The organism is Pseudalkalibacillus sp. JSM 102089 (assembly GCF_041366475.1).
Classification (GTDB): Bacteria; Bacillota; Bacilli; order Bacillales; family Guptibacillaceae; genus Guptibacillus; species Guptibacillus hwajinpoensis_B.
Window position 1 is genome coordinate 581,358 of sequence record NZ_JBEWYW010000001.1, and the last position, 15,249, is coordinate 596,606.

13 protein-coding genes are annotated in these 15,249 nt (G+C 42.0%); all 13 read right to left on the minus strand.

The features are described from left to right. A complete protein-coding gene (gene rsgA / locus ABVF21_RS02885; RefSeq protein WP_371017447.1) occupies positions 1-888 on the minus strand; it encodes a ribosome small subunit-dependent GTPase A in 888 nt (295 codons plus the stop codon). Between the two features lie 10 nt (positions 889-898). Beyond that, positions 899-2,947: a Stk1 family PASTA domain-containing Ser/Thr kinase gene (pknB, locus tag ABVF21_RS02890; RefSeq protein ID WP_371017448.1), complete on the minus strand. Its 2,049-nt coding sequence runs from the start codon at positions 2,945-2,947 to the stop codon at positions 899-901. Then, positions 2,941-3,699, minus strand: coding sequence for a Stp1/IreP family PP2C-type Ser/Thr phosphatase (locus tag ABVF21_RS02895; protein ID WP_371017449.1), 759 nt, complete (start codon positions 3,697-3,699; stop codon positions 2,941-2,943). Before ABVF21_RS02895 ends, pknB begins: the two co-directional genes overlap by 7 nt. Positions 3,700-3,776: 77 nt before the next feature. Then, positions 3,777-5,111 carry a 16S rRNA (cytosine(967)-C(5))-methyltransferase RsmB gene (gene rsmB, locus ABVF21_RS02900; RefSeq protein ID WP_303531236.1) on the minus strand — a complete coding sequence of 445 codons (1,335 nt, stop codon included), beginning with the start codon at positions 5,109-5,111 and terminating at the stop codon, positions 3,777-3,779. A 1-nt stretch (position 5,112) separates the two neighbouring features. Continuing rightward, entirely contained in the window at positions 5,113-6,051 is a 939-nt protein-coding gene (gene fmt, locus ABVF21_RS02905) for a methionyl-tRNA formyltransferase (RefSeq protein ID WP_303531234.1), read from the minus strand. A gap of 2 nt (positions 6,052-6,053) precedes the next feature. Then, entirely contained in the window at positions 6,054-6,530 is a 477-nt protein-coding gene (gene def, locus ABVF21_RS02910) for a peptide deformylase (RefSeq protein WP_194221378.1), read from the minus strand. A 21-nt stretch (positions 6,531-6,551) separates the two neighbouring features. After that, on the minus strand, positions 6,552-8,954 hold the full coding sequence (gene priA, locus ABVF21_RS02915) for a primosomal protein N' (RefSeq protein ID WP_371017450.1): 2,403 nt from the start codon (positions 8,952-8,954) through the stop codon (positions 6,552-6,554). After that, positions 8,951-10,153 (minus strand): bifunctional phosphopantothenoylcysteine decarboxylase/phosphopantothenate--cysteine ligase CoaBC, encoded by a 1,203-nt coding sequence (gene coaBC, locus ABVF21_RS02920; protein ID WP_371017592.1) that lies wholly within the window; start codon positions 10,151-10,153, stop codon positions 8,951-8,953. Before coaBC ends, priA begins: the two co-directional genes overlap by 4 nt. 142 nt (positions 10,154-10,295) lie before the next feature. Continuing rightward, entirely contained in the window at positions 10,296-10,502 is a 207-nt protein-coding gene (rpoZ, locus tag ABVF21_RS02925) for a DNA-directed RNA polymerase subunit omega (protein WP_202407214.1), read from the minus strand. Positions 10,503-10,504: 2 nt separating this feature from the next. Next, positions 10,505-11,116, minus strand: coding sequence for a guanylate kinase (gmk, locus tag ABVF21_RS02930; protein WP_303531230.1), 612 nt, complete (start codon positions 11,114-11,116; stop codon positions 10,505-10,507). Positions 11,117-11,138: 22 nt separating this feature from the next. Next, complete coding sequence (remA, locus tag ABVF21_RS02935; RefSeq protein WP_159782328.1) at positions 11,139-11,399, minus strand: extracellular matrix/biofilm regulator RemA; 261 nt, start codon at positions 11,397-11,399, stop codon at positions 11,139-11,141. Positions 11,400-11,468: 69 nt separating this feature from the next. Further along, entirely contained in the window at positions 11,469-12,344 is an 876-nt protein-coding gene (locus tag ABVF21_RS02940) for a YicC/YloC family endoribonuclease (RefSeq protein ID WP_303531226.1), read from the minus strand. Positions 12,345-12,450: 106 nt separating this feature from the next. Further along, positions 12,451-15,135: a calcium-translocating P-type ATPase, SERCA-type gene (locus ABVF21_RS02945; protein WP_371017451.1), complete on the minus strand. Its 2,685-nt coding sequence runs from the start codon at positions 15,133-15,135 to the stop codon at positions 12,451-12,453. Positions 15,136-15,249 lie beyond the last annotated feature (114 nt).

Sequence of the window (15,249 nt, forward strand, 5' to 3'; positions counted from 1 at the left end):
TTAATACCTCCGTTTTTGGTCCTTGATTTCCTGGAAGAAAGAAGAATAATGGTCATAGCGATACGCTTGAATCTCTTCTTTTTCGACGGCTACTTTTACTGCACAACCCGGCTCTGATTGGTGGGTGCAAGCGCGAAATTTACATTCACTGCTTTTCATTCTGATCTCCGGGAAGTAGAGCCAAAGATCATCGGCTTCAATTCCTCTAAAATCCAATGAGCTAAATCCAGGAGTATCTGCCACAAGGCCTGAGCCGAAAAGAATAAGTTCTACATGTCGCGTCGTATGTTTTCCTCGGCCAAGGTGAGTCGATATATCACTTGTATCTAGTTCAAGGTCAGGATTAATAGCGTTTAATAAGGAAGACTTCCCTACTCCTGACTGTCCTGCAAACACCGTTACCTTTTCTTGGAAATAAGGCTCGATTTCTGAAACGCCTGAAAGGCTTTGAGCAGAAGAAACGATGACGTCATATCCAATCTCACGATAATCATCAGCATAAGCCATGATCTCACTTTCTTCCACCTCTGCAACCAAATCAATCTTAGTAATACAGATGATTGGCTTAATATCACTAGCTTCAATGTGCACAAGAAATTTATCAAGAAGCTGTGTGTTAAACGTAGGTTGCGTCGCTGAGAAAACAAGAAATGCCTGATCAACATTAGCAATAGGTGGTCGAACCAATTCGTTTTCTCTTTCCTTTATTTCCAATACATAGCCATCCGTTTTGTTCTCGGCTTCATACCTTACAAAATCACCAACAAGTGGCGTGATTTTTCGCTTCCGAAAATTCCCTCTTCCTCTGCACTGATAAATTTCCTTATTCTCTTCATCCTGCACGTAATAAAAGCCACTAAGCGCTTTAATTATTCTTCCATCTGCCATGTAGGACTCCTTACTCATTTTTTCCATATTTTTGTTTCGCTTCGTCATACGTAATGGTCTTTGAATTCTCCTTTTTTTCTTTCCCATCGACATATGTTTTATATGATGCTTCCTCACCGGGGTAAATGGTTAAATCAAACTTAATCTCTTTCGTTTCGGTGATCGTTTCAGAAATTTCTTCTCCTTCTGTCGTTGAATCCTTGTAGAGAATTTCAATTAAATGCTCTTCTCCCTTTTTTACATCGATTTTAAACGAATTTGGAACAACGATTGCCTCATCTTCCGGCGAAGGTTCTGGTTCTGGTTCTGGCTCTGGTTCTGGCTCCGGTTCTGGTTCCGGCTCTGGTTCCGGTTCTGGCTCTGGTTCGGGTTCTGGACCTTTCGATAAAGTAATTGTAATCTCATCGCCAGCTTTCACTTCCGCAGCAGTGCCTGGTGAATGAGAGACGACTTTACCATCTTCAACAAATTCACTAAATTCAGGGTCATTATAAGAGAGATTTAGCTTTTTATCATCTGCATAGCTTTCCACTTCTGCTTTTGTCTTTTCCTTTAAATCCTCTAATGGGAATGGTTCAGGTCCTAAACTATACCATATGATTATTCGATCTTCTGTTGGTAACACCAGCTTCCCAGCCTCAGGATTTTGATCATAGATCTCACCTTCAGGGTCATCTCGGTATTCACCTTCATACTTCACACCTTTAAAGCCTTGCTCTTTCAATAACGGTTCAACCTCATCTTTTGACTTACCGATAAAATCATCAAGCTCTGTTTTTTCAGCACCTTCACTGACATATAAAGTAACGGCGCTATCTTCCTTCACCATCGTACCTGATGTTGGATCCTGCTTAATAACATCGTCTTCCTCGATTTCTTCGCTAAATTGCTCTTCTTTTTTTACATCCAGCTTTTGTTCGATTAGGGCTGATCTTGCTTCTTCATAAGTCATTCCAGATACGTCAGGAACTTCCACATCACTTACTGAGAAGAGATCAGGGATAAAAGTAAATGCAAGCGCGGCTGCACCACCTAAGAGGAGGAGAATCACTAAAACAATAACAGCAATCTTACCGGCCTTTTTCTTCTTTTTAGGTGGCGGATCATCAGACTCTGTCGTTTGCACAGGTTCTTGAGGCCTTGTCTCCTGCATTTTGTCACCAAGACGGCCAGGAGTTACTGGTGCCAACACTTTTGTGGCATCTGCATCATCCTGCTCAGGTGCTTTATCGTAAATTTTAGTTGGACTTAGCGACATCTCAAGCGCTTCATAAAGCTCTTCCGCGTTTTGGTAGCGTTGAACAGGGTCTTTTGCCATAGCTTTCATAATAATATGTTCCACGTTTTTCGGAAGAGAAGTGTTAATCAGGCTTGGTTTAGGAAAACGATCTTGTAAGTGCTTTAGGGCAACAGATACGGGGGAATCACCCGAAAAGGGAAGAACACCCGTGACCATTTCGTAAAGAACGACACCAAGAGAATAAATATCTGACCGTTCATTTGCTACAGCGCCCCGCGCCTGCTCAGGTGAGAAGTAATGCACAGAGCCAAGAACGGAGTTAGTATGCGTAATTGTTGCAGATGTCACGGCCATCGCAATTCCAAAATCCGTTACTTTTGCTTCTCCGTAGTCGTTTATTAGAATATTATGAGGTTTGATATCTCGATGGATGATGTGATTCTCATGTGCATGCTCAATTGCGGACGTCATTTGCTTCATAATATCAATGGCTTCCTCAATCGGCAGTGCTCCACGGTTGCGAATTTTTTGCTTAAGCGTTGTTCCCGGTACGTATTCCATGACGATATAGTAGAAGTCTTCTTCTTCCCCTACATCAAAGATGGAAACGATATTAGGATGAGCTAGACTCGTTGCAGATTCTGCTTCTCTTCGAAATCGCTTTATAAAATCATCATCTTGAGAAAATTCGGGCCGAAGCAGCTTGACAGCAACTGTACGATCCAGAATTAAATCTAAAGCTCGATAGACGATTGCCATTCCGCCGTCACCAATGACTTCAAGCAGTTTGTAACGTCCATTTATGTGCTTTCCTAGCATGAGCCTTCACTTCCAGAAATAGAGGAATTCTCAATAATCGCAACTGTGATGTTATCTTCTCCGCCTGCTTCATTTGCTAAGCGAATGAGTTCTGTTCCCTTCTCGTGGAGAGATCGGTCAGAGTTCATAACTTCCTCTAATTCACGATCAGAAACTTTGTTCGTTAAACCATCTGAGCAAAAAAGGGCCGATTGATTCTCATCCCATTCAAAGGTATGCACGTCTACCTTAACGTTTTCATCTGTTCCAATCGCACGTAATAATACATTTTTTCGAGGATGATCTTCTGCTTCTTCTTCTGAGAGCTGACCACTTTTTACGAGTTCATTCACAAGTGAATGATCACTTGTTTTTAGATCAAGAACACGATCGCCGAATAAGTATGCGCGGCTATCGCCTACATGACCAATTGTAATAAACTCATTTGTACATATAGCTGCTACAAGAGTCGTCCCCATTCCGGAATATTCAGGTTTTTCTTTAGAAAAGGCTAGGATTGTTTCATTCGCTTTACGAATGGTATGTAATAGCCATGCTTCCGCTCTTCCCGGGCGAAATCCAGCTTTCTCTTCTTCCCAACTCATTTCCATCGATTCAACTGCTAGAGCACTGGCAACGTCACCTGCCTGATGACCGCCCATCCCGTCTGCAACAATTACGAGATACTCATTTAGACTATTGTGCACAACCTTCGTGCTATCTTCATTGTATGCCCTTACTTGTCCTTGATCAGTTAATGCTATTGCTTGCATGTGATTACCCCGTCTCCTCTTATCACAAGAATGCGGGAAGAATCGCCTTTTACAAGACGATTCACCAGCACTCAGCATTATTTTTTAACTAAACACGCGATATAAAATCCATCCGTACCAAAATACTGTGGTAGCAACTGTAACTGTCCATCTTCACAATACGTTCTTACTTTTTCTGGTAATCGGTTTGAGAATGATTCATCTAATGAAAAATCAGGATGCTCTTCAAGGAACTGTTTTACCACTTCCTGGTTTTCTGCTCCTTCTATTGTACACGTACTGTAAACCATTTTTCCACCTGGTTTTAAAAGAGAAGCTTGAGAAGCAAGGATGCCTTTCTGAACACTTGTAATCCGCTCAATGTCATCTTCTTTCTTTGACCACTTAATGTCTGGTTTTCTTCTTAGCACTCCGAAGCCTGTACACGGCGCATCAACAAGAATACGATCAAATGATTTTGCCTTGAACCGATCGGCAACGTTTCTACTGTCGAGCGTTTCTGCTTCAATAGCGCGGAGATTAAGACGCTGTGCCTGTTTTTTAATTAATTTAACTTTATGAGGATGCAAATCAAGTGAATTCACATGTCCTGATCCGTTAAGTCTTTCTGCAATATGAGTAGATTTACCACCAGGAGCTGCACAAGCGTCGAGGACTTTTTGACCTGGCTCAATTCCAAGCGCTCTTGCAACAAGCATCGAGCTTTCATCTTGAATGGTTAAATCGCCGCGCTTATACACTTCAGTATCAAGCACTTTCCCCTGGATCACCTTGACGGCATCTACTGAAAGACTACCTTCTACAGCTTCAACACCCTCTTTTTTCAGGTCTTCGATAACTTGATCAACAGAAGTTCGTACCATATTCACACGCGCTGTCACATATGGAGAAAGAAGATTTTCTTCACACATCGCCTCTGTCGCTTCCACACCAAGCTGATCAATCCAGCGTTTGACGAGCCAGAGCGGATGACTTTTCGCAATGGAAATGCGTTCCGCGACATCTTCAATATCTTCAGGATTCTTCAGTCCTTTTCTTTGGGTATTGCGAAGTACCCCATTCACCATTCCACTAATGCCTTTGTGTCCACGTTTTTTTGCTATTTCAACTGCCTCATGGATGATGGCGCGATCTGGTACACGATCAAGATAAACCATTTGATAAAGAGAAAGTTGCAAGAGAGAAATGACCCACGTCTGGATTCTCTTACGATTTGTTAGAAAATCATCTAAGTAGAAATCCAGTGTATTCTTTCGCTGAATCGTACCGTATACGATTTCTGTTAATAAGCCTGTATCTTTCCGGCTTAGCTTATGCTTCTTAATCGTTTCATTCAGCAATAAATTGCTGTATGCCTGGTTTTTGTTAATCTTTTCAATTACATCAAGTGCTGCTTCTCTTACATTTGTCATACTATTCACCAAATCTCTCATTTTTCTCGAATGTTCTTGCTTGTAAATACTGTGCGGATGTCATACGTTTTTTGCCTGATGGTTGAATCTCCGTTAACTTGATTGCTGTTGAGTTGCCTGTTGCTACGACCGGACCATCTGCATCCGTATATAAAACAGAACCTGGATCTGCCTTCTCAGCACTCTCTACTTTCTCAGCCCACCAAATCTTCATCACTTTTCCATCATACTCTGTAAACGCGACTGGCCATGGATGCAATCCACGTACATGGTTATAAATTTCTTCACCAGTCTTCGTCCAGTCGATCTTCTCCTGCTCTCGTTTAATGTTAGGGGCAAAAGTAGCCTCTTCATCGTTTTGCTGTACAGGAGTTAATTCACCATTTAGGAGCTTTGGCAACGTTTCTTTCAAAAGCTCAGAGCCTGAAACACTTAATTTATCATGAAGTGTTCCAGTATTGTCACGTTCTTCAATAGGGACAACGGACTGTGTTAGGATATCGCCTGCGTCCAATTTCTCAACCATATACATGATCGTAATGCCCGTTTCTTTTTTCCCCTGTAGGATAGAGTAATGAATCGGTGCGCCTCCGCGAAGCTCAGGTAGCAATGACGCATGAACATTAATACAACCGTATTTCGGTGCATCAAGCAGCTGTTTTGGTAGAATTTGTCCAAATGCAGCCGTTACGATCAAATCAGGTTCTAAATCTAGAATAGGCTGAAGCTGTGCAGGGTCTTTCACTTTCTCAGGTTGTAACACCGGAAGTCCATGCTTTTCTGCAGCCACCTTAACAGGAGGAGGCGTAAGCACTCTTTTTCTGCCTTTGGGACGATCTGGTTGTGTCACTACACCAACAATGCTATAACCTTCTTCTACAAGCATATCAAGAACAGGAACTGAAAAATCTGGTGTACCCATAAATACAATTTTCGTCATCGTTACTCACTCTCTCCTTCCTGTTCAGGATCGACATACCGAATAACCTTCTCAGTAAAAAGCACGCCATGAAGATGATCGATTTCATGCTGAATCGCTCTCGCAAAGAACCCCTCTGCTTTCAGTTTGAATTCACGTCCAAAACGATTTTGCGCTTTTAGTGTGATCGTATACGGGCGTTCAACTTCTCCAAATAATCCAGGAAAACTTAAACAACCTTCAAGATCCACCTCTTTACCAGAAGCCTTCACGATCTTAGGATTGATTAATTCTAAAGCTTCTTCCTCTCTCGTATCAACAACTGCGACTTGCTGTTTAATGCCAATTTGCGGAGCAGCTAGACCCACTCCATCTGCTTGATACATTGTCTCAAACATATCATCAAGCAACTGATGCAATTCTTTATCGAAATGCTCGACAGGCGCGCATTCCACTTCAAGCACCTCATTCGGGTGCAATACAATATCTCTAATAGCCACTCATATACTCCCTTTCACATTCTACATCATCATATAAGGCTGGGTATCAATAGACAGCTGCAGTCCTCCACGGCTAATTTCCTTCGAAAAGTGCTTTTGGATTTCTTTTAAATGATGATGTAAGTTCGGTTCAGTTTTGTATTTTATCATGCATTGATAACGATATCTATCTTTGATCCGCGGGATAGGTGATGCAACAGGACCGAGAACCACACTAGCTTTGGTTAAATGATCCTTTAAATAGCCCGCAATTTTCTCAGTCACATCAACCGTTTTCGTTAGCTCTTCGTGTGAGACGTTCACCATGGCAAGAAAGTAAAACGGCGGATACCCGAATTGTTTTCTTGTTAGCATCTCACGCTTATAAAACGACTGGTAGTCGTGATCAGCTGCCATTTCAATACTGTAATGTTCTGGCGTGTATGATTGAACGATTACCTCGCCCGGAAGCAGGTGACGGCCGGCACGACCACTAACTTGCGTGAGAAGTTGGAACGTTTTCTCAGAAGCACGAAAATCAGGTAAATGGAGCATTGCATCCCCCGCTAAAACACCAACGAGCGTTACGTTCGGAAAATCAAGACCTTTTGCGATCATTTGAGTACCAAGTAGAATATCCGCTTTTCCTTCTCCAAATTGGTTCAGGAGCTTCTCATGCGCTCCTTTTCTCCTTGTCGTATCAACGTCCATTCTAACAACCCGAGCTTCCGGAAGAATTTTCGTAAGTTCTTCTTCCACTCGCTGCGTTCCTGTCCCAAAGAAGCGAATATGCTCGCTTTCACATTCAGGACAGCGGCTTGGAAAGGGTTCTTCATGGCCACAATAGTGGCATCGCATTGTTCCATTGATTTTGTGATACGTTAAGCTGATATCGCAATGAGGACATTCCGCCACATACCCACAGTCCCGACACATGATGAATGTTGAATATCCTCTTCGATTTAAAAAGAGAACCGTTTGCTCCTTTTTTTCAAGTCGATCTTTCAGTTTGTCATAAAGATCATTTGAAAACATCGACCTGTTGCCGGCTCGCAATTCTTCTCTCATATCGACAATAGATACAGCAGGCATTGCCTGCTTGTTTACTCTTTCTAATAATTCAAGGAGTGTATAGACACCTTTAGACGCTCTTGCAAACGATTCGAGTGACGGTGTAGCACTGCCGAGTACGACGGGACACGCGTAGTGCTCTCCTCGCTTAATGGCTACATCTCTCGCATGATACCTTGGGTTTTCTTCCTGTTTGTAGCTACTCTCATGCTCCTCATCAATAATAATGATGCCAAGATTCGTAAAAGGCGCAAAAACCGCCGAACGTGCTCCAACAACTACTTTCACTTCTTTTCGATGAATTTTACGCCATTCATCGTACTTTTCTCCCCGAGAAAGACCGCTATGTAAAACAGCGACTTCTGAACCGAATCGACTTTTGAATCTGGTCACCATTTGTGGTGTTAATGAGATTTCAGGGACGAGGACAATTGCCTCTTTTCCTTGTTCGAGCACACGATGAATCGATTGCAAATAGATCTCTGTTTTCCCGCTCCCTGTTACGCCATGAATGAGAAACGTCTCGTGATGACGATTTTCAATGCTATGAAGAATTGGAGTAATAGCTTGTTCTTGAAGATCAGTTAGCTCTAGGGCAGTTGAAGGTGTAAACTCTCGACCCTTATAAGGATCACGATAAAGCTCCACTTCTTCTTCCTTTAATATCCCTTTTGACACAAGCGATTTGATCGTAGACCGGGTTGTATCGAGCATATCCATGAGCTCTTTATAAGAAACCGCGCCTTTATATTGAATAAAATGCTGAATAATTTCCTGCTGTTTCAACGCACGATTACCCATTTGTTCTTTTTCGCTTTGAAGTTGATCCTCACTAAGAGCTGCGGAAACCGAAAGGATTGTTTTCGGTGCCGTTTTCTCTTTCACATCATAGCGCACTTCAAGCTCATCATTTTTGATAGCTCGATTTAACTCCTTATGGCTAAAGTGGGAGAGAAAGTCTTCCCACTTCACAACGTTTGAAGAAGTGAGCATGCGATGCCATGGTGCCGCTTCATTCGAACGGTTTCCGAGTACAACTGATTTCGTTACATTCGCTTTCATCGCTGCAGGTAACATAACTTGAAGAGCTGATACGGCATAGCAAAGTGCTTTTTCAGTTAGCCAGAATCCTAGATCAAGTAATTCTTTTGTCAACACTGGCGTAACATCTTTCACTTCACTTATTTCCTTCAATTTTGCATGCTCTGATTCACTAACGACAGAAATAACGAACCCCTGAATTTTTCTTGGACCAAATGGAACGACAACCCTCATTCCAGGTTCGATCATTTCCTCCCATTCTTCAGGTATAGCATAATCAAACATACGATCAGTTTGATTTGCTGGTACGTCAACGATAACTTTAGCGATCATGAATGTGTCACGTCCAAACGTATCACTTCATCCAATATTCGGTTTGCGGCTTCATGTTTTGACTGTAATGGAAGATCTACTCGCTCACCATCTTTTCTAAGGAGCGTCATCACGTTTGTATCTTTGTCAAAACCTGCTCCCTCCGCTTTAATGTTATTCGCACAGATAAGATCAAGGTTTTTCTTTTCTAATTTCTTTAGTGCATATTCATCTAACCGCTCTGACTCAGCAGCAAAGCCGACAAGTATTTGGTCCTTTTTCTGCTGTCCAAGCGTCCATAAAATATCTTTTGTTCGCTCCATTTCAATGACCATGTTCTCATCTGACTTCTTCATTTTCTCAGTAGAGACCATAGAAGGACGGTAATCAGCAACTGCAGCTGCCTTAATGATCACATTAGCATCCTTAGAAGCTGACAGGACAGCTTCGTACATCTCTTCAGCTGTTATCACATCAATACGCTGAACTCGTTCAGGAGTCGTTAACGTAACAGGACCTGCTACAAGAGTGACGTCTGCGCCACGTTTCGCGGCCTGCTCGGCTAGAGCAAAGCCCATTTTCCCGGATGAATAATTTGTAAAGTAACGAACGGGATCAACCGCTTCACGAGTTGGGCCTGCTGTAACGACGACTTTCTTACCAGACAAGTCCCCTACATCATCTTGAAAATATGTTTCGAGCGTTGAGAGAATGTCTTCTGGCTCTGCCATCCGACCTTTGCCAACGTATCCGCACGCGAGTAAACCTTCTCCTGGCTCAAGAAAATGACAGTTGAAGGAGCGCAGTATATCCATATTCTTTTTCACCGCAGGATGATCGTACATATGAACGTTCATGGCAGGGGCTACAAAGACCGGCGCCTCTGTAGCAAGTAATGTGGTGGACATCATGTCATCTGCAATTCCATTAGCTAGCTTACCAATCATGTTTGCTGTTGCAGGTGCAATCAAGACGAGATCGGCCCAATCTGCCAGATCAATATGAGCAACTGATGCTGGATCTTTTTCTTCGAACGTATCTCGATACACATCATTTCGTGATAACGTTTGGAATGTTAACGGCGTTACGAATTCAGTCGCTGAATCTGTCATTAACACTTTTACTTCTGCGCCTGTTTGATACAATTTGCTCGTAAGTGCAGCTGCTTTAAACACCGCAATTCCACCGCTCACACAAAGCAAAATTTTCTTCCCTTTGATACTCACCAGATTCACCTTCCATCTTATTAATTAACATAATATAAATATCGTCACCTTGATAATTGTGGCGATCGTAATGGAATGCTCTCTATAGAATCAAGAAAAAAATAACAACCTATTCTCATAGGTTGTTACTTCTTAATCAGTCTTCTATCATTCCATCAGCAAGTAGTTTGCCATCAAGCACTTCTTCAAGCGCTTTGCCAACAGCCTTAACGGACTTTGGACGATCAACATAAACATTACCAGTTTGTTGAATCGTGCGTGCACGCTTAGCTGAAAGTGTTGCAAGTGTGTACTTTGAATCAATGCGATCCATTAGTGAGTCAATCGATGGGTATAAAATCATAATTAAACCTCCGTTACATTCTTATATTTATGTGCAAGACGATCACGTCTCAGGTGCTCTGCTGTAATAATAGCACGAATTCGCTCGCAGGCTAATTCAACTTGATCATTTTCAACGATATAATCGTATTCATCAATCAATTCGATTTCCTCTTTCGCTACTCCCATACGGTTATCAATTAAATCATTTGATTCCGTACCGCGGTTTACGATGCGATTTCTAAGCTCCGTTAAACTAGGAGGCATTAAGAAAATGAAAGCTCCTTCAGGAAAGTGCTTTCGTACTTGCTTTGCTCCCTGAACTTCAATTTCCAGTAGCACATCTCTACCTGCCTGTAACGTCTCTTCCACATAGTCAACAGGAGTACCGTAATAATTGCCAACATAATGGGCATATTCGAGTAGCTTATTATTCTCGATCATCTCTTCAAATTCCTCATGAGATTTAAAGAAATAATCGACGCCGTTCACTTCACCTTCACGCGGTTTACGGGTTGTAACAGAAATTGAATACTGTACTTCAGCCGCATTTTGCATGAATGCTTTTCTGACTGTTCCTTTTCCGACACCAGATGGGCCTGATAGAACAATTAACAATCCACGTTCTTTTTCCATACTTACCTCCACTTAATTGATGCTACTCGTCTGAAAGCTCGTCTTTGTTTACTAGACGCTGAGCTACTGTTTCAGGCTGGACTGCCGAAAGAATAACATGGTCGCTATCAGAGATAATAACTGCTCGTGTTCTTCGTCCGTATGTTGCATCCACAAGCATATTGCGGTCCCTTGCAACAGTAATGATTCGTTTGATTGGTGCCGATTCTGGACTAACAATTGAGACAATTCGATTCGCATTCACAATGTTGCCGAATCCGATATTGATTAATTTAATACTCATGGTCGTTCCTCCCAGGAATCACGATTCTATTTTTACACCAGTAAGGTGATTTTAAACAAAGCGTTCAGGCTATTCAATATTTTGAACCTGTTCACGAACCTTTTCCACTTCGCTCTTAAGATCAACAATATGCTGGCTGATCTTATGGTGTTGAGACTTGGAACCGATCGTATTCAGCTCCCTATTGATTTCCTGTACTAAGAAATCAAGTTTCCTTCCAACGACACCATCACTACTAAGAATATCATGGAATTGGGCCAGATGACTACGGAGCCTGATGATTTCTTCATCTATACTCGCTTTATCTGCAAGAAAAGCTACTTCAGATAATATCCGTGCTTCATCCACTTCATCTAATTCTTTAAAACTTTCAAGCTTTGTGCGGATCCTATTCTCAAAAGCTGTCGTTACTTCATGAGAAAGGTGTGAAATAGAAATCATTTGATCATTCATGTTGGCAAGTTTTTGGCGTATATCTTGATCAAGTGCCTTTCCTTCGATCTCCCTCATCTCAACGAGCTTATGAATAGCTTGATTTAGCGTATAAAAAATCGATTCCTCAAGCCGCTCGATGTTATGCTCCTTTTCATTCACTTGAAAAACATTCAGATTCATCATGGTAGAAGCTGACAAATCTTCTTTCAAATGATAGCGTTCTGTAGCTTGTTTCAAAATCGTTATGTATTGATCTAGCAAGTGCCAATCTACTTGAACATCAGATGATTGGAAATCAGCTCCATCGATGGTTAAATAAAGTTCGATTTTCCCACGATTGACATAGCTCTGAATCGTCTTCTTCATCTTACCTTCTAGATGAAAGACTGCTTTTGGCATGCGAAATGTTCCATCAAAGTAGCGGTGATTCACAGACTTCATTTCGATTGTGACTTGAACACCCTCATATACATTTGACGCTCTGCCAAACCCGGTCATGCTCTTAACCATATTATCACATCCATTAGCTATTCTAACCAATTGTACCACTTCATCAAACCGAAACAAAGGGATATCTCTCTCGACTATACGTACTACAACAGAAAAACAGAGGGGGCTACCCTCTGCTATGTTTTCTTCTAAAGAGTGTTGTTCCAGCTAGGAGAAATGTTGGAATGCTGGAAAAGACAAGAATTAACATCCATTCTCTCATCGATAAATAAGTTGTATGGAAAATCGGTTGTAATGGTTCATAGTAAATTACTGCCAGAAGCAAGCCAACGGAAGATAGGACAGCAAGAACCAATGCTTTATTCTCAAATGGATTTCGGTGAAAAATCGACCGTTCGCTTCGACAGTCAAAAACATGGATTAATTGCGCAAGAACGAGCGTTGAAAAAGCTACAGTTTGCGCTTGAACGAGGTCATTTGGGTTTTCATTGTAACAGATCATAAACGCTGCTAATGTACATGCTCCGATCATAATCCCTCTAGAAATGATTTTCCAACCTAACCCTCTTGCAAATACGCCTTCTTTCAGCTTGCGTGGGTCTCGCTTCATGACGTTACCCTCTGCAGGATCAAGTCCAAGTGCCATTGCCGGCAACCCGTCTGTAACGAGGTTCACCCATAGAATTTGAATGGGTACGAGAGGAAGCGGCAGCATGAGCAAGATAGCAAATAGCATGACGAGAATTTCGCCTACATTAGATGCTAATAAATAGCGAATGAACTTTCTAATATTCTCATATATGTTTCTTCCTTCTTCAACTGCGTCTCGTATTGTAGCAAAATTATCATCGCTTAAAATGAGCGATGACGATTCTTTTGCCACATCCGTTCCTGTTTGTCCCATTGCAATGCCGATATTAGATGCCTTAATAGCCGGAGCATCATTTACTCCATCCCCCGTCATTGCGACAACATGCCCTTTATTTTGGAGGGCTTTTACAATCTTTAATTTATGTTCAGGCGACACACGAGCAAAAACATAGATGTCTTCAACTTGATTTTCGAGTTCTTCTACTGTCAATGTCGATAGCTTACTTCCTTCCATTACTTTGCCACGCTCTGGTAGAATCCCCAGGTTAAGAGCAATCGCTTTAGCTGTTGTCACATGGTCCCCTGTAATCATAATCGTTTTGATGCCTGCTGTTTTACAATCTGCAACAGCTTGCTTCACTTCTTCCCGTGGGGGATCGATCATACCTTCTAAACCGACAAATGTTAAGCGAGATTCAGCCTGAACGCTATGTAGCATATTCTCTTCATTTTGTATCGGTTTAAAAGCAACTGCAATAGTTCTTAGAGCTAAACTACCAAACGTATCAAGCTGCTCCTGAATTTGTTTCTCATAGCTTTTGCGTAATGGCGCTTTCTTCTCACTCCAAAGAACTGATTCACATTGCTTTAAAACAATATCCGGTGCCCCTTTGGCAATGACATAGCGTTTACCCGAAGAATCTTCCACTATCATACTCATCATTTTCCGATTAGAATCAAAGGGAAATTCTTGAATGATAGTAAACTCTTCTTCTCTTACATCCTCTGTTAACCCAGCCTTCATCGCAGCGGTAACAAGCGCTCCTTCAGTTGGGTCTCCATCAAGTACATATTCACCCTTTTTCTCTATCACTCTTGCATTACTACAAAGAAGACCAAACGTCAGAAGTTGCTTCAAAGACCGTTCATCATCTGAGTAGACACGCGTATTCCCTTTAAAAAAGTCACCGTAAGGAGAATACCCCGATCCGGTCACATCCCACGTTTCCCCTCCAGCCCACAGTTTTGTAACCATCATTTTATTTTGTGTAAGTGTTCCTGTCTTATCAGAACAAATGACTGTCGCACATCCAAGTGTTTCAACAGACGGTAGTTTACGAACAATCGCTTTCCGTTTACTCATTCTCTGCATGCCGATCGCAAGCGCAATGGTCACAATCGCTGGCAATCCCTCAGGAATTGCTGCCACAGCAAGCGATACACCAGCTAAAAACATGCTATACACATCGCGACCTTGAATGATCCCAAGGACGACCACTAGCGCTGTTAACATAAGCGCTGCTGCGATTAAGATTTTACCCAGCTGTTCGAGTCGATGTTGAAGAGGAGTTTCCATCGTATCCGCTGATTGAATTAAGTGAGCGATCTTTCCCATTTCGGTCTTCATTCCTGTTGCTGTTACAATGCCAATCCCTTTTCCCTTCGTAACGAGCGTGCCCATGAATCCCATATTGTGCTGATCCCCTAGCCCAGGATGTTCATCTGGAATCGGCTCTGGATGTTTGTTAACTGGCAATGACTCCCCCGTTAAGGCGGATTCTTCAATAAGCAAGCCCTGACAAGAAAAGAATCGCACATCTGCTCCAATTCGATCTCCACTTTCCATTCGTACCATATCTCCGATAACAGCTTCGGAAGCTTGAATTGTTGTCCATTCTCCATCACGAAGGACCCTCATCTTTGGAGATGACAACTGTTTCAACGCTTGGAGAGACTTCTCTGCTTTTCGCTCTTGAACAAAGCCGAGTATCCCATTCATTAAAATGATTAGGATAATAGCAATGGCATCGAGATACTCTCCAAGTAAACCGGAAATCAATGTAGCTGCAAGAAGCACAACGACCATAAAATCCTTAAATTGAGCTAAGAAGATTAAAATCATAGATGGCCTTTCTACTTCATCGAGCTGATTCAATCCAAATGTCTTTCTTCTTTGGACCGCTTCTTTTGAGCTAATCCCTTCATCGCTTGTCTCTAATTCCTCTTTCACTTCCGCTTTTGTCATGTTATACCAGTTCATTTTCTCCACCCCGATCCTGCACGTAATCTCCCTAATAATTCATCTATATTCAGACAAGCTCAAAAAAATGCTATACTAAGAATAATGTCTATTGATAGGAATGTAGGTGAACAA